Source organism: Streptomyces sp. NPDC001315, assembly GCF_042896175.1.
Lineage (GTDB): Bacteria > Actinomycetota > Actinomycetes > Streptomycetales > Streptomycetaceae > Streptomyces.
In genome coordinates this window covers 127,513-151,572 of the sequence record NZ_JBIAWZ010000016.1, presented here as the reverse complement: position 1 = coordinate 151,572, position 24,060 = coordinate 127,513, and the positions used below count along the sequence as shown (strand labels likewise).

2 protein-coding genes are annotated in these 24,060 nt (G+C 69.1%); both read right to left on the bottom strand.

Going from position 1 to position 24,060, the window contains the following annotated elements; all coding sequences use genetic code 11:
- Positions 1-22: 22 nt before the first annotated feature.
- Entirely contained in the window at positions 23-2,710 is a 2,688-nt protein-coding gene (locus ACFY16_RS32390; protein ID WP_390650770.1) for a right-handed parallel beta-helix repeat-containing protein, read from the bottom strand.
- Positions 2,707-23,934, bottom strand: coding sequence for a hypothetical protein (locus ACFY16_RS32385; protein WP_390650769.1), 21,228 nt, complete (start codon positions 23,932-23,934; stop codon positions 2,707-2,709). Before ACFY16_RS32385 ends, ACFY16_RS32390 begins: the two co-directional genes overlap by 4 nt.
- Positions 23,935-24,060: the final 126 nt, after the last annotated feature.

Below are 24,060 nucleotides of genomic sequence, written 5' to 3'. Positions count from 1 at the left end.
GGGCAGGGACGGAGCCGGCGTATCAGGGCCATTCGGGAAGGTCCTGCGGGCGCAGAGTGATCAGGTCGGTCTCGCACGGAGCCGCCATCTCCGCCACCCGGTACGCCTGGCGTTCGGTCATGGCCTGGAAGGTCTGACGGGCGGTACGGCCGTTGCCGAACCGCTCGCCGCGGGGCGTCGCCTCGAAGTACGCGGTGAGCGCCTCGCGGGCGGGGTCCGTCAACCGGTACTGGTGGCGCTCGGCGTGGTGCTCGACGATGTTCACCAGCTCCGGGGTGTCGTAGTCCTCGAAGAGCAGGGTGCGGCTGAAGCGGGAGGCCAGGCCGGGGTTGGAGTCGATGAAGTGCTCCATCTCGTCCGGGTAGCCGGCGACGATGACCACCACCGAGTCACGGTGGTCCTCCATCAGCTTCACCAGGGTGGCGATGGCCTCGTGGCCGAAGTCGTTGGAGCCGGCGGCCGGGGTCAGCGAGTAGGCCTCGTCGATGAACAGCACGCCGCCCATGGCCTCCTCGAAGACCCGCTGGGTCTTCGGCCCGGTGTGGCCGACGTACTCGCCGACCAGCGCGGAGCGGTCCGCCTCGACGAGGTGTCCGCGGGCGAGCAGGCCGACGGCCGCGAGGATACGGCCGTAGAGCCGGGCCACCGTCGTCTTGCCGGTGCCGGGGTTGCCGGCGAAGACCAGGTGCCGGCTGAGCGGGGGCGCCGCCAGTCCCGCCTCCTCACGGCGCCGCACCATCTGCATGAGCTTCACCAGCGAGGAGACGTCGTGCTTGACCCGCTCCAGCCCGACGAGGAGGCCCAGTTCCGCGAGCAGGTCCTCCAGGCTTTCCTGGGGCACCTCCTCCTCGCCGTCGCCGGACTCGGCGTCTCCCTTCGCCGTGGTGTCGGCCGCCCGCTGCGGGCCCGCGACCGCGGTCTGCGCGGCGACGGGGGACGCGGACGTGGACGTACCGGGGGCGGGCCACACCGCGTTCTTGACGTCCCGTGAGGCGCAGCCCTCCACGTCGGGCTCGGCGCCCTCGTCCACGCTGAGATCTTCGTCGGTCTCCGTCACCAGCAGGTTGCGCAGCACCGGCCGCGCCTCGCCGGCGACGTGGACGGCCGGGTACTCGGTGGCCGACAGGACGCAGTCCTCGTACCGGCCTTTGCCGCCCTCGCCGACGAACAGGCCGTTCTTCCCGGTGCCCTTGACGGTGCTGCGCACCACCGTGGGATCGCCCTCCCGGGCCACCACCAGCCCCGAGCCCGCGGTGTCGGACACCGCGCAGTCGCGCAGTGTCGGCGTCGCTTTCTCTGCCACGACGACACCGGCCGTGCCCGCGCCGCTGATCCGGCAGTCGGTGAACTCCGCGGACGTGTCGGGGCCGCAGGTGATTCCCGCGCGCTCGACGGCGACGATCCGGACGCCCTGAACCCTGGTCTCGCCCCGCGACTGGGCGGTGACGCCGTTACGGCTGCGCCGCACGGTCATGCCGTCCACCGTGGCCGCCGCATACCCGTCCAGATGCAGCCCCGAAAGCCCGCAGCCGGTCACCCGACAGTCCTCCGACGTCAGTTGGGCACGGTCGGTGACGCCGATACCGTGCTCCGGAGTGTCCTCCACCCGTACGGAGATGAGCCGGGCCTTCGCCTCACCGGCCACATGGACGGCGCTGTAGGCCGATTCCCGCACGGTGGTGTCGGTGACACGGACCTCGGCCCGTTCTGCGACCAGGATGCCGTTGCCCTCCGCGCCGCGCACGGTGGTGTCGGTGACGACCGCCGTGGCGGAGCCGCGCACGACCACTCCGGAGGCGTGCGAGTCGTTGATCCGGCAGTCGACCAGTTCCAGCCGCGCGCTGCCGTCGACCGATACGCCGGCAGCGCCGCTGTCGCGGACGGAACACGTCGACACCAGGACGTCCCCCGTGCCGGCGGCGAGGATCCCGGCGGCACCGGCGCCTGTCACCTCGCCACCGGTGATGCGCACGCCGCCGCTCTCGTCGTCCTCCGCGCGCGGGGAGGAGCCCAGCACCCGTACGGCCTCGGCGGCGGCGTCCTTGAGCCGGCACTCGTCCAGCACCACGGCCGCCCGCTCCTCCACGAGCAGGCCGTTGCGGCCCGGTCCGTCGACGGCGCAGCGCTGGATCACGGCCGTGGCCTCGCCGCGGACCCGGACGCCGGAGCCGCTGACCGAGCGCACCGTCGAGTCCGTGAGGTGCGCGGTCGCCGCGCCGGACACGACGACGCCGGTGCCCTCGACGTTCGTGACGAGCGCTCCGGTCAGCCACACCGTGCCGGTGGTGTCGGCGTGCACGCCGGCCAGCGCGGCCTCCCGGATCACGCTGCGGGTGACGCGCAGCGAGGCCGACCGCACGGCCTCCACCCGGCCCCCGGCGATGTCGCAGTCCAGGAGCTCGGTGGTGCCCGCCGTCACCAGCACCAGCGGCCGGGACGGGTCCGCGCCCGACACGGTGACGCCGTTGAGCGTCGCGGAGGCGGACACCTCCAGCGCCGGCAGACCCGGGGCGACAGCTGTGAGCCGTACCGTGCCGGGTCCCTCCTCGGCGACGAGGGTCACCGCCCGGTCGATCAGCAGCCGCTCGCGGTACTCGCCGGCCGCGATCCGGATCTCGTCCTCGTTGTCCGCCGCTCGCACCGCGTCGGCGATGGTACGGAACGCGCCGCGGCGCGCGTTCGGCCGTACGTGATGGATGGCGGGGCTCATTTCTCGGTTCCCTCTGTGGGTGTGCGGTCGGCGCCGGGCTCGACGAACCCGGGGTTGGTCAGGTAGGGGCCGACCGGGCGGCCTCCTTCCAGGCGCTGTGCGCCGCGGATGTACCGGCTGTCCACTCCGCCCGGGTAGAGCACCTCGGCGCGCTCGGGGTGCGGGCCGGCGAGGTCGAGTGTGTCGTTGACGTCGACTCCGCCAGGGGCGGCGACGTCGTACCGCCAGCCGTAGTGGTCCAGCAGGTCGATCGCGGCCGCGTTCCCGGCGGCGGCCCGCTCACGCAGCCAGCCGATCTTCCGGGTGGCGGTCAGCCAGACGCTGTCGGGGACACCGTCGTCGCTCACGTGTGCCGCCACGTGGACCAGCGTGGCGCCCCCGGGGCGCAGGCCGTCGGCGAAGACCGCGGCGGGACGCTCCGGTCCCGCGGGGCCGAAGACGTACAACTCCTCGTCGTCGGCGCGCCAGTGCAGACCGGCGCTCCAGGGCGTGCCCTCCAGTGCCGAGGCGATGTGGTCGGCCGAGTCGGCGGCGATCCGCCAAGGCGTCGCGGTGGCGCCGTTCGGCGTCGACGACGTCGGCAGCGTCAGGGGCGTGACGGCCACCGGCCGGGTCTCACCGGGCAGATGCCAGTGCCAGGCTCCGAGGTGCCCGTCCGCGGCAGGGGGCACGAAGACACCCCGCAGGCCGAGCGCGCCGTTCTCGATCGCGTAGGCGGACGTGTGAGGTGTGTCCCCGTCGTGGCCCCACATCGTCCAGCGTCCGGTGCGGACGAGGGGGTCCGGGAACCGCTGTCGGACGGCATCGAATGCCTCGGCAGGGGTCGGGTGGGTCAGCTCGGGCGGCTCAGGTGTCCTGACCGGCACGGTCCCCTCCTCGACAGTCACATGTGTTCCGTCCTCGACCATACCCCGGACAGCCGTCGACTCCGCCGGTGAGGTGTGTGCCGCGAACACGTCGACCGGCTCGGTCCCGCCGGTGTGCGCTGACACAAGTGTGTCATCCCCCACGGGTGCCCCGGACGGCAGGGCGGCCGTCCTGACCGCCCCGGGTTCGAGTATCTCCACGGTGAACCCGAGTCCCTCGGCGTGGGCGAACCGTTCGAGCTGGAGCTTCTGCTGGTGCGCCGGCGTACCGCCCTCCTGTACGAGCACGACCCGCTCCACGTCCTTCCAGCTCACCCCGCCATGGAGCTGGGCCTCGAAGAACCCGACGAGTTGGCTCTCCAGATCCCCGGCGTCCCGCAGCAGCCGCAGCTCCTCGTCGTACCGGAAGTCGGTCGCCTCGGCGAAGGCGAGCCGGACCAGGGGTTGGGAGCCGTGGTTCAGCAGCGGCAGCATGTTGCCCGAGCCGGTGATGCTCCGGGCGCCCTGGCGCCCCGGGAAGAAACTGTCCAAGGGTGTGAACGTGGCCCGCTGCATCAGGTCGTGTCTGAGGTGGAAGACCGCCTTTCCGTAGCCTTCCAGGCCACGCGGCCGGTACGTCGAGGTGAGCGCCGCGTAGTTCGGCAGGTCCGCCCGGTCCGCGGGGGTCGGTGCGAACGACTCGTCCCATGCGTCCGGACCGGGCTCGGGGCGATAGATCCCGGAGGCGTGCGTGGTCCGCTTGACGCTCGCGGGGTAGCCCATCGTCTCCTCGGCGGCGCCACGTCGCTCGAAGTAGCGCGTGTAGCCGGGGACGACCTCCCACACGTTGCGCAGCAGCCGCTCGTCCCTGGTCATCGAGTCCAGCAGCGTTCCGTCGCCCACCCGTGCGCCGAGGTCCACGTTGACCGTCAGCGAGAGGTCCTCCAGCAGATGCCGCTGCACTCGCTGGATGAACCGGTCGACGTTCTGCTCGTCGAACGGATAGGCGCGGGCCCAGCGCCAGTCGCGCTTGCCCCCGAGCAGGTTGGCGGTCAGCCTGTCCCGGTCCGCCGACAGCGTGCGCAGAGCCCGCCGTTCGGCGAGCACCACCGCCACCAGTTGTGCGGGCTCCAGATTCCGCAGCGCCTTGCGGTCCTCCAGGATCCGCAACAGCCGGACGTCCTCCTCGAAGGACATCAGCTGCCGCTGGAGCACCTTCTTCAACTGGGGCGTGTCCTCGGCGGCCGTCAGCGCTTTGGCCAACAGCTCCTGCTGTACGGCGATGTCCCCCTCGTACGCCTTCTGGCCGGTGGCCGGGTCCGCGGGCCGGCCGTGGGCGGATGCCGGGTCACTCACCCAGCGCGCCACCATCAGGTCCGGGCCGCTGGGGACCAGCGCGTAGCCCTCCCCGTCCTCGGTGTCGAAGACGACGTGGCTGGCCGACGGAATGTGGTCCACGGAGACCACGGTGCCCTCGGGGGCGGGCGGCGCGGCACTCGCGGAGGCGCTGCCCCGGCCGCTCTTCGACGGCCGCGACCAGTGCGGCGCACCGCCGCCGAGGCCGGGTATTGGTCCCTCGCGCTTGACCGCGAACGGAAGCGGCCTGCCGTGCGTCACCTCGGACCAGTGGGCCTCGGCCAGGGTCTCGGCGGCTCTCGCCGCTTCGAGCTGCTCGTCGGCGTGGGCGAGCCGGGTACCGTCGCCGTCGGCGGCACCGCCGACGCCCCCGGTCCGCCGACCGTCCATCAGGCTCCGGACGCGCTCGGCCTCCGCCCGCAGACGCCGCGCCTCGGTGAGCGCCGCCCCGGCCTCGATCGCCTCGTCCTCGTCCACCGCGGCCTCGGCACGGCCCTTGCCCTTGTCGGCGCGGGGGGCGTCGGTGTGAGGTGTGCCGGCGGAGGTGTGGGCGTCGGCGGCATGGGCGCCGGGGTGCGGGGACGGCTCGGCGTGCGCGGGTGCGTCCTCGTGGGCGGGCGGGGGTGTGAGCGCTTCCTCGTGGGCGGGCGCGGGTGCGGGCGCTTCCTCGTGCGAGGACGTTTGTACGGACGAGCCCTCGTGCAGGGACGTGGGTACGGACGCCTCCTCGCGTACGGACGTGTGGGCGGACGCCTCCTCGCGTACGGACGTGTGGGCGGACGTCTCCGCGGGCGGATTCTGGTGGGCGGAGGTGCCCTTCGGCGTCGTCAGGTCCGTCGACGACATGTGCGGTACGCCGTGTGTGACGGTCTCCTCGGCCGGCTCCGGTACCTCGAGAAGCGTCGACAGCCGCACGCCGTTGGCGGACGCCTCCGGCAAGGACCGGTCCGGTCCCGTCGACGCGCTCGGTACGGGGCCCTCGGACCCGAGCCGCTCGGGCACGTCCGGGGTGGCATCCGCCGGGTCGACCGCCTGGCCGGTGCCCGGGGTGGTGGTGGGCTCGTGGTCGGGGATCTCCGGCCTGGTGAAGACATGGCCCTGCTTGACCACGACGTGTTCGGTGATCTCCGACGAGGGCACCGATACGCCGGCCAGGACGACGCCCGAGACCTCGGTGTCCGTGCCGCCGTGGTGGAACGTAAAGGTGAACTTGACGTGGCCGTCGTAGTGTTCGAGCGGCGTCGGGATCTTGGCGTTGGTGAAGGTACGACCGCCCGTGACCTGGTCGCCGCGGGTCCGTCGTCGCAAGCCGCCGCCGAATGTCAGGGCCGCTCCCAGCTTGTTCTCCAGGGCACTGGTGACCGCGCCGACCTGGCCCAGCAGGAAGAACTGCCGCGAGTGCTGGCCTCGTCGGGTGAACAGGGAGAACCTCTCGCCCGCCAGGGCCACTTCGGCCTTGGGTTCGGGGCGCACGTGCGTCAGGCCGACGATCTCCGCCTTGGCCGACACCCACGCCTCACGGCCGTTCACCCGGAACGTCTCGCTCTTCAGCTCGCCGCCGCGGGTCAGTTGCGGAAGCTCGGCCATCAGACGGTCCTTGGTGAACTCGCCCATGACCCGTTCGCTCCGCGGCGTCCCGGCCCGGGTCGCGTCCGACCAGGCGCTGCCGAACGCCCTGCCGCCCTCGCTGTCGAGCAGGCCGCGCAGCGACTGGACGTCGGGCAGGTCGCGGACGAGATGCCCGCCCGACATGCCGTCGGTCAGCAGCGACTCCGGCGGCTTGGGCATCTCGACCCTCTGGGGCTCCTGGCCGGGGTGCTTCGGTGGCTGCGGTCGTCCGACGCCCGGCTCGGGCGCTTTGAAGAGTGCGTCCTCGGCACGGGAGACCTTGACCGCGTCGGCGCTCGGCAGCAGGGCCTGGAAGCCGATCTCGGCCTCGCCGACACGGCGCACCCGCACGCCGAAGGTCCGCTTGGTCATCGAGGAGAAGGCGAGCGGGCCGCGGCCGGTGCGCCGGGTGTCGAGCGCCGTCTTGATGTCCGCGCTCTGCTTGACGAGGTGCGCCTCGAAGTCGGCCTTCGCCGCCGCGAGCTCGTCCTTCAGCATGTCGACTTCGCTCTTCGGAACGCCTGTCGAACCGCCCGCCGGACCGGCCGCCGGGTCGCCCGCGCGGACCTCGTCACCGGCGCCGGCCTGCGGGTCGCGCGTCGCGACGCCCGCACCGGACGTCTCGGGGACGTCTCCGGGCCGGACGGTCTCCAGTGCCTTGACCTGCTGGTCGAGGTCGGCGATCTTGTCGCGCAGTTCGTCGAAGACGGTCTGCGCCTTGACGGCGTCCTTCGACACACGGGTGTCGACCGCCCGTCCGAACGGCCGCCAGCGGTCGCGGAACTCGAAGTGCAGCCGGGCCACGCCTTCGAAGACGCTGCCGGGGACCTTGGTCTTGGTCCCGACGGCGGAGCGGATGCCGGAGGAGGAGTCGGCGAGGTGCTCGACCTGGACGGTGTGGGCGAGGGTGCCGCCGCCGAACACCTCGGCAGGCGAGGCGCCGATCGGGTCGGAGGTGCCGACGACGGTCACGTTGGTTCCGTCGGAGGTGATCTGCGGACCCGAAAGGCCTGGTTCCGTACGGCTGCCTCCCGCGATGTCCACAGTCGCCGAGTTGAACTCGGTCGCCTTGGTGTTGGCGGTGTGGTTCATCTCCTTGACGCTCGCGCTGATGGCCAGCTCTCGGCCGTTGACCCGGATCACCCAGGGCTGGCCGGACATCATCGACCTCAGCCGGCGCTGGAACTCGGACGCGGGCAGACGCTCCATCAGCTTCGCCCGCGCCACCTGCCAGTCGGCGACGGAGCCGAACACCTTCGGCCCGCTCGGGTCCAGCTGGCGCAGGACGTCCTCCACCAGGTCGGCGGCAGGCGCGCCACCGGCCGCGTCCGCACGCGCGGGGCGGGTGTCGAGCACGATGTCCTCGGCGCCCAGGCGCAGCGACCGGGCGATGCGTTCGGGCACCCGGTAGTGCTGGTCGACCTGGTGGGCCGCGCCGGTCGCGGGGTCGGCGGGCAGATCACGGACCGGGAAGGCGAACTGTCCGTCACCGGTGACGGTGAACGTCCGCTCGCCGCCGCGGCCCGGCAGCGCGTGGGAGACCTTGACCTGAACGGTGTAGGTCACCTGGCCCTTGAACAGGGCGGCCGGTTCGACGGTCTTGTTCTTGGACACGACGCCACCGCGGACGTCGACGCTGTGCCCGTCGACGGACTCCTTGTGGTGCACGTGGCCGAGAGTGAAGGAGACGTGCGGGGTCTTGAACCCGGCACGCTCCCACAGGGTGCGCCGGACGTGCGTGTCCTTCTGTACGGCGGCCGCGGTGACGGACTCCGTGCCCTGTTCGAACTCGAAGTTCTCCTCGACCCTCACGTGCTCGGTCATCTTGGCGTCGGCCGCGGTGATGTGGATGTCCGCGGTCACCGGACCGGCGCGGAAGGTGCCGCCCCAGGTGTCGCCGCCGGTGAGTCCGGCGGTCCTGGGCTGCAGGGCGATCGAGTCGAAGAACCGGCTCACCTCGCCCTCGACCTGGTCCCAGCGCTCTCCGAAGGTGCCGGAGAGCTGCTGCTTCAGCTCCTTGACCACGACGTCGCCGGGCAGTTCGACCACGACGTCGCCGTTGCCGATCCGTCCGGAACCGGTCACCCGCAGCGGAGGCTGGACGGTGAGGTCCGTCCGGGCGGCGGTCGTGGCGGGCGTCGGCGCGGGTTCCGTGACGGAGGCCGGGCGGTGGAAGGTCTGCGTGCCCGCGGCCTCCTTCGTGACCTCGTAGCGCTGGGTGTGGCTCTTGGGGATCGCGACGACGAAGCGGACGTCGGTGCTTCCGCCGTGCGCCGCCGTCTCCCCGACGCGTCCGACGTGGGCGTCGATGCCGGCCGTGGCGATGTACAGCGCCATCGGCTCGGGGTACTTGGCGCCGGCCACGCTGCTCTGGCCGCCCGACACGCCGTTGCCGCTGCGGTACCGGTGCGCTGTGCCGCCACCGGGAGCGTGCAAGGCGAGCGTGAAGTCGCCGGCGAGCTCTGGCTGTATGCCGCCCTGCGCCAGCTGTCCGTGCCCGAAGCCCGATCCCAGTCGGCCGCCGAGCTCGTCCGCGACGTCACTGAGCAGGTTGATCTCGGCTGCGTCCAGGGTCCGCACGAACTCCAGCGACTCCAGTCGCCCGTTCAGGGCGAACTGGGCATTGGAGCGCAGCGGCATGGGTAGCGGGGCGCTGCGGGCGGTGGTGCCCCGGGTCATCTGGGGCAGCGTCGCCGCGAGTTGCTCACGGGTGGCCATGTCCTGCGCGGCCGGGCGTGCGTCGGCCCAGTCGGGGCCGAAGTAGTCGCGACCGATGCCGTCCACGAGATCGTTCAGCCGGGGCAGCTGCGGTGCGCCTACGGCGCGTTCCTCACCGGCGAGGACGTCGATGACGACCGTGCGGGACGGCAGTCCGTCGTGCCAGACCGCGGCCGAGGGCTGCCAGGCGTGGTCGCCCTCCCGCAGGGCGGGGGCCTCGGTCCGGCGCGGTCCCTGGGGCCGGGTGGCCGCGGAGAAGGAGCCCGGCTCGGAGACCGGACGGGCGTCCGCGGCGTCCACCAGGACCTGGAAGCCGAGTTGGGCCCGTCCGCCGCGTACGGGGCGGACCGTCCCGCCCGGCGCGTCCGGCGAGGCGCCGTGCGGGGTCGTCGTGGCCACATGCGCGCTGTCGGCACCCGCCACCACTGTCGTGCCGTGGCCTGTGGTGGGTGTGGCGTCGTGCGCCGCCGACGTGGCGTCCCGGGCGGCGTCCAGTACGGCACTGTGCGCCGCCACCTGTGCGCCCGGGACCGGCGCTGTCGCGGCGCCGAGGGGATCGGCGCGGTGGACGAAGGAGAGCGTGGTCACGCCGTCGAAGACGGCGCCGGGGACCTTCATCTTGACCGCGGTACCGGTCCGGACCGCCTGCTGTCCGATCACGGCGCCCTCGCGTTCGAACTCGCCCTGGCCGACGCCGGTGACCGTGGTAGGTCCGGCGTGCAGGTCGGCGCTCTGCACGTTCATCGTCGCCCGGACACCGTGCTCGGAGCTCTTCGTGTGGGTGTAGACCCGGGTGACGTCCGAGCCGGTGTTGAACTCCGTCTTCTCGGTGTTGCGCAGGTGCTTCATCGACGAGATCTCGGCGTTCACCAGCAGGCTTCCCGCGTCCGGGCCCAGGTCGATCTCCAGCGTCTGGCCGGCCGTCATGCCCTTGAGCCGGTACTGCAGGGAGTCCAGGGAGCCGAGGCGGTCGAGGACCAGTTCCCGGACTCTGGGCCAGCCGTCGCCGAAGGCGCGCTTGCCGTAGGACTCCAGCGAGTCGGGGTCGTCGAGGCTGCCGAGGAGGGCCTTGTGCAGGGTGCCGGAGACCCGTTCGCCGTCGGCGTTGACGAGGAACAGGTCACGGACGGTGTCCATGCCGCCCAGCGCGAGGGTCTGCTCGATGCGGGCCGGCGGCAGGTAGTGCTGCATCCCGGACGGCGGGCGGACGTCTGCCTCGGCGGAGGCCACGGGCACCTTCGCCGGCACCTCGACCCGGCTCACGCGTCCGCCGTCGACGGTGCCCAGGGGCAGGTGCTTGCCGAAGGTGCCGCGGACCGCGGAGAAGTCGAACTCCAACCGGACCTCGACGTCGAGCTTCAGCGCCGGCTCGGGGGTCTTGGTACGGCTGAACAACCGGCCGCTGGAGACCATGCGGTGCGCTTCGGAGCGGGACCAGTTCGAGGACAGGTATCCCGTCAGGTCGGTGTATGCGGCGGCCTTGCCCTTCACGAGCACACCGGCGGTGACGACGGAACGCGTCTCGCGCTGGAAGCCGTCACGGACCAGGGACTCGCTGCCGTCCTCGAACTCCAGGCTCTTGAAGGCACCGTCCGTCTCCGCCTTCGTCACTTTGGCCCGGACGGTGATGTCACCGCTGAAGCCGGCCACGTCCATCGTGAGGGTGCGCGGTTCACCGCGGGTCATGGCCGACAGCGACGGCCAGACCTCCCTGCTGAGCTGTGTCTGCAGGTCGGCGCGGAGCGTGTCGCGCTGGTCCGGGGTGAGGACACCCTCGAAGTGCGCGACGAGGTCCCGTGTGACGGTGGTGGTGGTCTCCTGGGAGGGCAGGACGCGGTCGGCTCCGCCGATCTGTCCGTTGGCCGTCATGCGGACAGGAGCCTGCGGCGCCGACTCGGCGGCCGGTTGCGGCGAGGGAGGGGTGTCCGGGGCCTTACCTCCGACGCCGGACGGCTGCGCGCTCGCGGCGGGCAGCGGGTCCGGGACGTCGGGCACCTCGCGGACGGCGTCGTCGGAAAGGCTGCCGTGCTCCGGACCGGACGACTCCGGCGCGACCGAGTGGTCCGCCGCCGGTGCGTCCGTGTGACCCGAGGACGGGACGTGGTGTCCGGTTCCCGGGACCTCCACGGAGTGAGGTGCGGTGAGGTAGTCGACGACCTTGGTCACGTCTCGCAGGTCGAAGCCCTTGATGTGATGGTCTTTGACTTCCTTGATGTTCCTGACATACGGGCGGTCGCCGCCGGGCACCCAGCTCGGGTGCTCGAACTTGTCGGTGAGGTCCTTGATGTCCGCCTTGACGTCGTCGGGAATCTGCTTCCCCTTGTACAGCTCCTCCTTCTTGAGTTTCTCGGCCTTCACTTCGAGGACCATCTGGCCGGAACGAGTGGGCGGGCGCTCGATGATGATGCGCTCGTAGCCGGGGGCGAGTCCGTCGGCGGCGGTCCGTGTGGACCCGTTGACCGCGTGCCATTTGGCCATGCGCTCGCCGCCGTTGCTGCCGGCTTCCTCCAGGTAACGAACCTGGTGACCGGAGAGAGCCATCGCTTCGAGATTGCCGCTGCGGAAGCCGAGATGCCTGAGATGACCGTCGCTCGCCCGGTTCAGGTACTCGAACAGCCTCATCTGGCCGATGCGGGTGTTGCCGCCCCACCTGTCGAGCCCCTTGGGCTGCTTCCAGAACGCGGTGAGGTCATGCACCTCAAGGCCCGCGTCCCGGAACTGCTTCGCCATGGCGGGGAACTTGCCCGGGCGGCCGGAGTAGGCGGAGGCGTCTCCGGCCAGGATGACGAGGGGGCGCTGCGGACGGTCCGTGGTGCGCTGGTGCAGGGCGTCCAGTATCTGCGCCACGCCGGTGTGGCTGGTGTCGTGCTCGACGTGGATCTCTCCGCGCTTGCCGCTGAACCGGGTCCACAGGACGACTACGTCGCGTCCGGCCACGTCGGGCACGCCCCGCTCGTTCAGCCAGGAGCCGACCGCCTGCTGCAACTCGGGCGTGAAATGACCGTCATCGAGTTTCCACGCGGCACGCAGAGTCTCGCGCAGTTCAGGACTGAAGTGCTTTCCGACGAACGTCGTCGCGGCACCCACCGGAAGAATCAGATGGTTGTCGAAGTCCTTCCTACGGGGCATCTTGTCGGCATCGACCGTCGGCAGCACATCGGCATTGATCTCCTGCCACTGCTCCATCTTCAGGTCCTTGGTCTGCTGCCCCTCCACCAAGTCCTTGACCAGAACCCGGCTCGGATCGATACCACTGGCCAGATAGAAATCGCGGATGTCCGTGCTGCGATCGCGGTTGTCCCGGGCATTGCGGATCAACAGCACATGGAGCTTCGGATCGTTGTGCAGAGCGGCCGCCACACCGAACTGGTCCCCAGTCGCATACCCGTTCTGAGTGAGCAACTGCCGCAACCGCGGGTCGGGAGCACTCTTCGGAGCGAACTGCGCGCCCCGCTGCTCCTTCGACAGACTGTCCTTCGGCGCCTTCTTCTCCTTCGGCGCCTTCTTCCCCTTCAGCGACTTACCGCCGTCACCCGCCTGCGAATTTCCGCCGTGAACGGCCGAGGGGTCGTTCACAGCTCCGTGGGCGCTCTCGCTCCGCGTGACCCGGGCGGCATCCACGTCGAGCGAGACGGTCACCGTGTCGGCCGAACGAGACGGGCCGGCCGGCTTCGGCGCACCGGTGTCGACCGGGGACAGCTCGTGCGCCTCGTCGCGCGGCCCCTGACCCGGACCGTGGGCGGCGTCATCGGGCAGTGACCCGGCGGACTCGTCGCCGGCATGCGGCCTGGGCTCGTGCCCGGCCGCCGGGGCGGAGTCCGACAGGTGCGCGCCGGCCTTCGGGGCGGCGGTGGGAGCGGACGGGGCGACCCCGTGGCCGAAGCCGTTCAGTGCGTTGAGGTGGTCGACCAGGGCGGTGCGGGTGCGGACCGCGAACCGGCCCAGTTCCGGATGGGGCTTCAGCAGTTTGACCTCGGCCGAGGACAGCGCCTTGTTCACCAGCTCGGCAGCGTTCATCCTGGTCAGCTGGGTGCCGTCGGAGACGATCTGGTGGAACGCCATCTTCGACAGGATGTCCAGCATTCCGTTCTGGTCCGCCACGCCCGGGTGGTGCACTGTCAGGTAGTGCTCCATCTGCTTCTTCCAGGTGCCCGGGTGCGCATGGCTCTGCGTGAGGCCGGACATCAGCGTCTTCGGATCGGCGGACATCTTGTCGGCGATCCGCCCGCCGTCGGTGACCAGCGCCAGTCCGGGGTCGAACCTGACCATCTTGGACGGATTCTCGGTCCACGCCTTGCTCGACGTCTGCCGGGACTTGATGAGATTGTCCAGGAGGTGCTGGCCCTCCTGTGCCTCGAAGGAGAAGGCGTTGTGGTTCTTGCCGCCGACCTTGATCTTGTCGACCGCGCCGAAGTGGATTCCGTCGTCAAGGGTGTCGAATGCAGCTGTGTCGACGCGGATGAACGTGTTCGGCTCGGGGAAATAGATGGCCCGGGAATCGACTGTGGCCATGGCCTTGCGCACCGACAGATCGAGATCCGCGGCCTTCATCCCGGCCAGGCTCTTCTCTGTCTTTCCGGCGGGCAGCTTGTAGCCACCGCTGACCGCTTCCGGGTAATGGACCGAACCATCGCTCTTGAGCTCGAACTTCGCCCCCTCGATGGACGTGACCGCCCGATCGAAGAGCGGCTTGCCGTGCACGACGAAGTCCTGGACATCCGCGTCCCCGATGTGCAGATACAGCTGCCCGTGCGCTTCCTCGACCGGCTTGAGCTTGCCGATCATGTCCCGGGTGAGGTCGTCACGGATGATCGCCTCACGGATCGCCCCGTACGGCACCTCCTTCTGCTCGCCCTGTCCCACGGTGACCTTCTTGGGATCGGGCTGGTGCCAGGTGAAGCCGGTCACCGAGACGGAGAACGTCCCCTCTGTCTCCCACTTCTCGGCGAACTCCTGGATCTTGGCGAGGATCTTGCTCTCCGTCCCCGCCCGCCCGTTCAGACCGATGACGAGACCCAGACGCTCGTCCCAGCCCGACTTGGCCCCGAATGACTCGCCGTACTTCTTGGCCAGATCGAGCAAGAAGTTCTTCTTGTCGCTGAGCCCCGCGGGAACGGTGGCGACGAACCGGATGTCCTCACCCGGCTTCAGAGCCCCCTTCGCGGTGCCGTCGTACTGAGCCACCGGCTTGAAGTCGTAATACTCGTAGGCCTGCTTGAAATCGGAGTTGGTGCCGAAACGCCCGGGATCGCCATGCGTGGTCCAGGGATCCGGTTGCGGTACCGGAGCCTTGTTCTTGTTCTTGTTCTTGGGCGGCCCAGGGGGCGCCACCCCGTCGAATGCCTTCAGAGGAACATACGTGGCGAGCGCGTGGTCGACGTCGACAAGGCTGTCCAGGTGCTGCTGGAAGAGACGCAGATACCGATCGCGCATACCACCGCCGGTGAGACCGTCGGTGTAGTCACCCATCAGGCTGCCCGTGTTGTCCGGACGATGGCCCGCGTCAGCGGCCCGATACTCGTCCCGCAATCCCAGCTGATGACCGATCTCATGCGCCAGATCCGTCTGTGACGCGTCCAACGGCCACAGACGCTGATTGGCTCCGGCCCCCAGCTCACCGACCGTGACCTTCAGATGCGCGCTCTGCGAAACGCCCGTGCGCTCCAACGTCACATGGAGCACGCTCCCGTCCGGAAGCACGTAACCCGGGCGGTTGAAGACATCCCCCACACCGGACAACGCCCGTTCCCACAGCGCGTCCACCTCTGCCGTCGGCCTGCCGCCGGCAGACAGATGCACCCGCACCGTCAGATCCGACACCGCATGCCCGTCGACGCGGAACGTCCGCACGTCGAATCCCGCCTGGACCACATAACGCGGGATGTCCGCATGGCTGCGGATCGGACCGGAAAACGGGTTCGCCTGGCCCGGGTGCGACACCAGGTCCACCCAGTCCCGGCCCTTCAGCGTCTTCGGCACGGCACCGTCCCGCGCCGCCTTCCACGACACGTGCGAGCCCAGATCCACACCCGTCGTGGCCAGAACATCGAGTTGCTGCTCTTCCACCGTCACCTTCGACACGGCGGTGGGAGCCGGCGGAGCGAGGGCCTCCTCGGCGAACTTGTTGATCTTGTTGATCTCGGTGACCAAGACCTCGCGGGTACCGAGGGCCATGTTGACCAGATCACGGAATGTCTCCTTGGAGCCCACTCCGTCACGCAGTTCATTCCACTTGGCCAGGTCCTTGCCGATGATGTCCTTCACCGACATGGATTCGAGCTTTGCACCGTCGGTCTGGATTTTGTGGAAAGCGATGTCCGCCAACTGGTGCGCGGTCTGCGGGTTCCTGCGGAGGATGTCCCCATGGTGCAGTTGGAGGTACTGCTCGACCTGGTCCCTCCAGACCTTCTTGTCCGCGTGACTCTGGGTCAGACCCCCCATGAGCGACTTGAGATCGCTCTTCAGGTCCTTGGCAATGCGCCCACCGTCGGTGACCAGGGCGAGATCGGACCTGAACCGGACCATCTTGGACACATCCGTGTCCCACACGTCCTTACGCGCGTCCATGACGTTGCCGAGGAGATGCTTCCCCTCCTGGGCCTCGAACTGCCACTTGTTCCCCTGCTTGAGGCCGAAGTGGATCTGGTCCTCAAGTCCTTCGTAGATCTCGGTGTCGAGGCGGAGGAACGTGTTGGGTTCGGGGAAATAGACAGCACGGGAGTCGATCTTGCTCATTGCGTCCCGCACCGCGAGGTCCAGGTCGGCTGCCTTCGTCGCCGCGACACTGTCCTGAAGCTTGTAACCGCCACTGACGACCTCGGGGAACAGGGTCTGCCCCCCAGCCGCGTCCGACGTGACCCTCATTTCATGGATGGCCGTGGTGGCACTGTCGAAAAGCGGCCTGCCACCGACCATCATGTTCTTGACGTCGTCGTCACCGAGGTGCAGGTAGACCTGCCCGTCCGACCCCGCGACCTTCTCGACCATCTCGCGCGTCAGATCGTCACGGACGATCGCCTCACGGATCGCCCCGTACGGAATCTCCTTCTGCGTACCCGCCGCACGCAACGCCGGATCAGGCTGATGCCACGTGAACCCCGTCACGGACACCGAGAATGTGCCCTCCTGGTCCCACTTCTGGCGGAACTCCCGGATCGCCTTCAGGATGTCACCCTCGGTACCCGGACGACCGTTCACACCGATGACGAGCCCCAGCCGCTCCGAACGACCGGAATCGGCGCCGAACGCCTGCTCGTACTTCTTCGCCAGGTTGAACAACTTGTCCTTGCCACCGGGCGTGGCAGGGACCGTGGCGATGAACCGGATCTCCTCACCCGGCTTCAACGACCCCTTCACCGCACCGTCGTACTGCGCCACCGGCTTGAACGAGTAGTGCTCCGCATACGAACGGAACTCCGGCGTGAAACGCGTGACGTCCTTCAACTCCGTCAGCTCGCCGTGCACCACCACCGGCTGCGGAGCCGGCACCGCCGCATTCGCATGGCCGGCCCCACGACTCGGTGCGTTGGGCGCCACCGCATGGCCCCGCGTCGGCATCCCGTGGGCCGACGAACCCGCTCCGTGCGACACCGCGGAGGAAGCGTCCGTGGTGACGTCGACCGCGACATGTCCGTTGATCTTGTTGATCTCGGTGACCAGAGATTCACGGGTATGGAAAGCCATCTTGACCAGATCACGGAATGTGTCGTCGTCGGGGATCCCCTTGCGTAGCCCCTTCCACTGCTTCGCGTTCTTCTCGCCGAGTTCCGTCACCTTCATGGAGACGAGCTTCGAATGGTCGGTCGGGTGGATGTCGTGAAAAGCGAGGTCGGCCAACTGCCGTGCGGCATCCGGATTCGTCGCGAGCAGGCCCTTGTGATACGTGTTCAGGTAATCCGTGACCTGATCGGTCCAGACCTTCTTGTCCGCGTGACTCTGGGTCAGGCCTCCCATGAGCGACTTGAGATCGCCCTTCAGGTCCCTGGCGATACGTCCGCCGTGCGTGACCAGCGCGAGATCGGACGAGAACCGGACCATCTTGGACACGTCCGTGCCCCACCCGTCCTTGCGCGCGTCGATGACGTTCTTGAGGAGGTGCTTGCCCTCCTGGGCCTCGAACTGCCACTTGTCCCCCTGCTTGAGGCCGAAGTGGACATGGTCCTCGAGCCGCCCCCAGTCCGTGGCGTCGATCCGGACGAACGTGTTGGGCTCAGGGAAGTACACGGCGCGGGAGTCCACCCCGCTCATCGCGTCGCGCACGGCCAGGTCGAGGTCGGCTGCCTTCGTCGCCGCGGCGCTGTCCTCAAGCTTGTAACCACCGCTGACGACCTCGGGAAGCAGCACGCGCTCCTGCCCGGTCCGCGACACCTTGGTCACCGCCATGTCGTGGATGACCTTGGTGGCATTGTCGAAGAGCGGCTTGTCGCCGACCGTCATCCTCTGGACGTCGAAGTCACCCAGGTGCACATACACCGCGCCGTCGGAACCGGCGACCTTCCCGATCATGTCGCGCGTCAGATCGTCACGGACGATCGCCTCACGGATCGCCCCGTACGGAATCTCCTTCTGCGTACCCGCCGCACGCAGCGCCGGATCAGGCTGATGCCACGTGAACCCCGTCACGGACACCGAGAACGTGCCCTCCTGGTCCCACTTCTGGCGGAACTCCCGGATCGCCTTGAGAATGTCACCCTCGGTACCCGGACGACCGTTCACACCGATGACGAGCCCCAGCCGCTCTCCCCGACCGGAATCGGCACCCAACGCCTGCTCGTACTTCTTCGCCAGATCGAACAACTTGTTCTCGGCTGCCCGGCCGACAGAGGTCTTCGTGACGTTCTTGACCTCGTCGACGGACGCGGCGACCGTGGCGATGAACCGGATCTCCTCACCCGGCTTCAACGACCCCTTCACCGCACCGTCGTACTGCGCCACCGGCTTCAACTCGTAATGCTGCGCATACGAACGGAACTCCGGCGTGAAACGCGTGACGTCCTTCAACTCCGTCAGCTCGCCGTGCACCACCACCGGCTGCGGAGCCGGCACCGCCGCATTCGCACGGCGGGCCCCACGACCCGGTGCGTTGGGCGCCACCCCCTGGACATGAGCCGACGCATCCGCTCCGTGCAACGCTCCGGTGGGAGCCGCCGGAGCGACACCGCCCGTAACATGCCCATTGATCTTGTTGATCTCGTCGACCAACGCATTGCGCGTGTTGATCGCGAGCCCGGCCAACTGCTTGTTCCCCTGCAGCACCTTGATCTCGTCAGGGGACAGGAGCGCCTTGAGCAGTTGGTTCCCGCCGATCTTCTTGAGCAGGGAACCATCCATGGTGATGTCGTGGAACGCCACCTTGGACAACATGTCCAGCATTCCCCTGGGATCGTCCAGATGGGAATGGTGTACCGCCAGGTAGTGCTCGATCTGCTTGGTCCAGGTATTCGGGTGCGCATGACTCTGAGTGAGCCCGGATGTGAAGGTCTTCACATCGGTCGTCACCTTGTCCGCGATGCGGCCACCGTCAGTGACCAGGGCCAGCTTCGAATCGAAATGGACGATCTTGGTGGGATGGGCGCTCCACACATCCGCTTTCGCCACCTTCCGCTGACCGATGAGGTTGTCCAGGAGGTGCTGGCCCTCCTGCGCCTCGAACTTGAAGGCGTTGTGGTTCTTTCCGCCCGCCTTGCTCTTTTCGATCGCGCCGAAGTGAATGGCGTCCTCGAGCCCTTTGAATTCACTGGTTTCGAGACGGACGAACGTGTTGGGCTCGGGGAAATAGACGGCTTTGGCGTCGATCTTTCCCATGCCGTCACGCACTGCGAGGTCGAGATCAGCGGCCTTCATCCCGGCCAGGCTCTTGTCTGTCTTTCCGGCGGGCAACTTGTATCCGCCGCTGACAGCCTCGGGATAGTGAACGGCGTTGTCGTGCGTGAACTTCAGATCGTCGATGACGCCGGCGGCCCGCTCGAAGAGGGGCTTGCCGTCCACGACCAACTGCTGCACGTCGGCGTCCCCGATGTGCAGGTAGAGCTGCCCGCCGGTTCCCTCGACCGGCTTGAGCTTGCTGATCATGTCCCGGGTGAGGTCGTCACGGATGATCGCCTCACGGATCGCCCCGTACGGCACTTCCTTCTGCTCGCCGGAACCAGGAGTGATCTTCTTCGGATCGGGCTGGCGCCAGGTGAAGCCCGTGACGGAGACGGAGAACGTCCCCTCGGTCTCCCACTTCTCGGCGAACTCCTCGATCTTGGCGAGGATCTTCCCCTCCGACCCCGCCCGCCCGTTCAGACCGATGACGAGACCGAGACGCTCGTCCCAGCCCGACTTGGCGCCGAGCGACTCGCCGTACTTCTTGGCCAGATCGAGCAAGAAGTTCTTCTTGTCGCTGAGCCCCGCGGGAACGGTGGCGACGAACCGGATGTCCTCACCCGGCTTCAGCGCCCCCTTCCCCGCGCCGTTGTACTGGGCCACCGGCTTGAACTCGTAGTGGTCGTGAACGTTCTTGAAATCGCCGCCGGCACCGAACCTGTCGGGATCCGTGAGCTTGGTCGTCAGCTCGGCGCCCGTGAGCGGCTGCGGGACCTTGCCGGCCTTGGCCTTCTTGTTCTTGGCCCCAGGCCCAGGGGGCGCAACCCCGTCGAAGGGCTTCAGGGAGACATGCGTGGTGAACGCGTGCTCGGCAGCGGCAAGGTCGCTCAGATGCCCCTGGATGGTGTGGAGATACACCCCGCGCATACCGCCACCGGTGAGACCGTCGAGGTAGTCACCCATCAGGGTGCCCACCTTGTCCGGGCGGTGGCCGGCGTCCGCAGCCCGGTACTCGTCCTTCAGTCCCAGCTGATGGCCGATCTCATGCGCCAGGTCCGTCTCCGACGCGTCCAGCGGCCACAGGTACTGATTCGCCCCGGACCCCATCTCACCGGCCTTGACCGTCAGATGAGCGCCCGCCACACCATCGACGCGCTCCAAGGTCACATGCAGCACGCTCCCGTCCGGAAGCAGATAACCCGGACGGTTGAACACATCCCCCACGCCCGACAAGGCGCGCTCCCACAGCTTGTCCACCTCGGCCGCGGGCCTGCCGGCAGCCGACAGATTCACCCGCACCGTGAGATCCGACACCGCATGCCCGTCCACACGGAACGTCCGCACGTCGAACCCGGCCCGGACCACATACCGCGGTGCGTGCGCGTTGCTGCGGATCGGACCCGAGAACGGCTCCGCACGACCGGGATGCGACACCGGATCCGGCCAGTCCCGGCCCCACACCGGCCTCGCGACAGCGCCGTCCCGCGCCGCCTTCCACGACGTGTGCGACCCCAGGTCCACACCCACCGACGCCGGAACCTCGAACTCGTCGTCCAGCGCCTCGACGGCACGCCCCACCGACGGCGGCTCGTGCGACTTCGGGCCCGTGCCGTGCCCGGCGGTGTCGGGCGTCACGGAGTGTTCCTTCACACCCTGCGACGTCAGGTTGTGCGACGACGTCTCGGCGACATGCGCCGGCCGGACGTCGTCGCCGGCCTTGGCGACCGATCCGGAGCCGTGCGTGCTGGGCGCGTCCAGGGCCCGGCTCGGCCGCGGTCCGGGGATGCCCAGGGCGTCGAGGTGGCCCTCGATGGTCTTGGCGTCCATACCGAGCCGTGACATCTTGCCCTCGGCGATGTCCAGGGCGACCTCGGCCTGCTGTACGTCGAGCTTCGCGGCGGCCTGGTCGACGTTCTCGGACGGCCGGCCGAGCTGCCCGCCCGTGAGGTCGAGTTCGCGCCTGGCGCCGGCGAGCTTGGCGCTCGCCACCTCGTATTCGTCCCAGGCGGCCAGTCGCTCCTTGCCGGTCTTGCCGGTGACGCCACCGCTGACCGCCTCGAACCTGCTCAGCGGCCCAGGCTTGCCACCGGCCGCGTTCGGGCGCGGCTTCGGGACCGGGGTCGGGGTCGGGCGGAGGGCGACGTGCTCGCCGAGCATGACCGCGCCCGAGCCGTCGTCCAGCGCGCGTTCGACACCGGTCAGGTGTGCGTCGGGCCCCGTCTTGACGTGCGTCGTGGCAGCGGCGCCGGCGGTGTCGCCGGTGCCCTCGCGCCGGCCGAGGAGGTCGAGGTCCTCGCGGGCCGACACACCGAGGTGGTCACCCTGCGCGGTGACCGAGGAGGTATCGGGTCCTTCGGCCAGCCGCTCCGGGGAGTTCAGACTCCTGGTACCACCGGAGAGGTCGTCGAGGTCGCGCACGGCCTTCTTGATGCCGCCGCCGACGGACTGCCCGGTCGTGCTGCCGGTCTTGACCCCACCGGTGGACCCGGCGCCCGCCGAGCCGGTCTTGACGTCGGCGGTGACCGAGGACATGCCCGCGGAACCTGTCTTCACGTCAGTGGTGACCGAAGACGTACCGACGGAACCCGTCTTCACGTCCGTGGTGACCGAAGACGTACCCACGGAACCCGTCTTCACGTCAGTGGTGACCGAAGACGTACCGACGGAACCCGTCTTGACCTCGACGGCGGGCGACGCGACCGCCGCACCCGCCTTGGCCTCGACGGTGACCGGAGCCGTACCGGCCGCACCCGTCTTGACGTCGACCGCCGCCGCCTTGATGTCCGTCGCCGGGGAATGGGCCCCGAGCGCGCCGGTCTTGACGTCCGCGGTCACGGACGCCGTGCCCACCGACCCCGCCTTGACGTCGGCCGTGGCAGGGGTCGTTGCGGCCGCCCCCGTCTTGACGTCCGTCGTGACGTGGCCGGCTGTGGCCGCGGGAGGGGGCGTCTGGAGGCCGTTGCCGGCGCCGTGGGCCGCCATGATGTCGGCCGTGCCGAGGGCCTCGTGCACCTCGGGGGCGACGATGACCTGCTTGCCCTCGCCGTTGGTGAGGCCCGAGCCGCGGTAGTCCATGTGCAGCGTGGTCGGAGTGCCCTCCTGGGCGCCGATCTGCAGGCTGATGCCGTCATGCGTCATCTTGATGGCGGAGATGTCGCCGTCCACGATGCTGCGCAGCTCGGGGATGCCCAGCGTGTGGAAGTCCTCGACGTGGCCGGTGGCGACACGCACCGAGGACATGGCGTCGCTGAACGACGCGGACAGGCCGGTGCCGGCGGGCGTCAGGTCGCCTCGCAGGGCGTGCAGACCGCTGGAGCCGAACTCCGAGAGGCCGCCCCCGGCGAGGTTCGTCCCGCTCAGGTGGGTGGGCAGCGGCTCCAGCAGTCCGGCGGCGGTGCGCTGGAAGCCGGTGGCGTGGTCGAAGGCGGCCAGGTGGTCGATGGCGTCCAGACCGCCGGCGTTCGCCATCACGGTGCCCACGGAGTCGAGTTGGGTGCCCCCGTTCAGCGAGTGCAGGGACGTGAGGCCGCTGTTCATGCCGCCGATGTCGGTCCCGAGGTTGAGGCCGTGCAGGCCGCCCAGCTGGGCATCGATCCCGGTGTTGAGGCCGTGGAGCCCACCGGGGTTGAGGCCCTGCAGGCCGCCGTTGCCGAGGCCGTTGAAGGAGGCGCCGGTCGGCAGCCCGGTGAGGCCGCCGTGTCCGCCGGTCAGCGCGCCGACGTGCAGGCCGCCGCTGAGGACCGACTGCGAGAGGTGGGCGGTCGGGGTCACCAGGCGGGTGCCGAAGCCCATCTTGAAGGCGCCCTTGAAGCCGACACCGAGTTCGAAGAAGTCCACCGGCAGCACGGCGCCGAGCAGGAAGCGTCCGCCGAAGCTGATGGGGTAGACGGCCACCTTTCCGAGCGTGGTGCTGATGCCGGCGGTGGCGACCTGGAAGTCGGTACGGAAGGTGTTGGCGAGCATCTTCAGACCGGCGGCGGTGATCTTGACGCCCTTCATGGCCAGGTTGGCGATGCCGCTCAGTCCGCGCAGGACCAGCCCGGGCAGCGCCGTCACCCCGCTGTAGATGCTCTTGATGGTGATGCCGCTGGTGAGGAAGTGGCCCAGGGTGCCGCCCAGCTTGGTCACACCTGCGGAGAGCGACTTGGGCAGGTTCTTCAGCGCGTTGAACACGCCCTTGGCCAGCGCGCCGATGTTGATGCCCTTGGTGGAGGGAAAGAGGATGCCGACGAAGGCGAGCACCACGTCCAGGATGCCCGCCTTGCCCTCGGCGAACTCGACCAGCGTGCCGATGAACACGACCATGCCGAGGCCGAAGGCGAGCAGGCCGATCCAGCCACCGAAGATCGCGCCCACGATGGCCAGGATGATCTCCAGGATGCCTATGGCCTTGAGGAACAGCTGCCAGCCGCTGATCGGCTGGCGGATCATGTGCTCGGCTTCCGTGAGTCTGTGCTGGTACGTCCTGACGGCGTCGTTGTAGTCGTCCTGGGCGGCATGTGCCTGGTCCTTGAGGCCGGCCAGCTGCGGGTCGTCCTTCGACAGTCCCTGAGCGGCGTTCAGCGCGTGTTCCGTCTTCGCCTGGGCCTCCGCGACCGCGGACTTGTAGACCGAGGTCGCGTCCGCCGCGTGACCGAAGGACTGGCCGATGGCGTCGATGAACTGCTTGAGGTGCCCGTCGATCTTCTCGCGCAGCGCCTCCGCGGCCTTGCCGACGAACCCGTTGCCCGAGCCCGTCTTGTCGAGGACGCGGTTCAGACCACTGGTGAGCTCGTTGCCCAGCTCCTCGGTGTCGTGCAGAGCTGACTGGAGGCCCGCCAGGGCGTCCGGATCGCCAGGTGTGGGGTCGCCGTGCATCCCCAGCGCACTCCAGTCCTCCGGCCGTGGCATGTGTACCCTCCGTACAGTCGAACTACCCGTGACGCAGGGTGCGCAGGGGTGGTTGGTTCACACGTATCACTCCATCGTAATGTGGAGACCGCCGCGCTTTCGCGGGGGACAGGAAACCTACGCCGT

Excerpts from the sequence above, each read along its gene's own strand:
- ACFY16_RS32390 (WP_390650770.1), bottom strand. The coding sequence starts at position 2,710 with ATGAGCCCCGCCATCCATCACGTACGGCCGAACGCGCGCCGCGGCGCG.
- ACFY16_RS32385 (WP_390650769.1), bottom strand. The coding sequence starts at position 23,934 with ATGCCACGGCCGGAGGACTGGAGTGCGCTGGGGATGCACGGCGACCCC.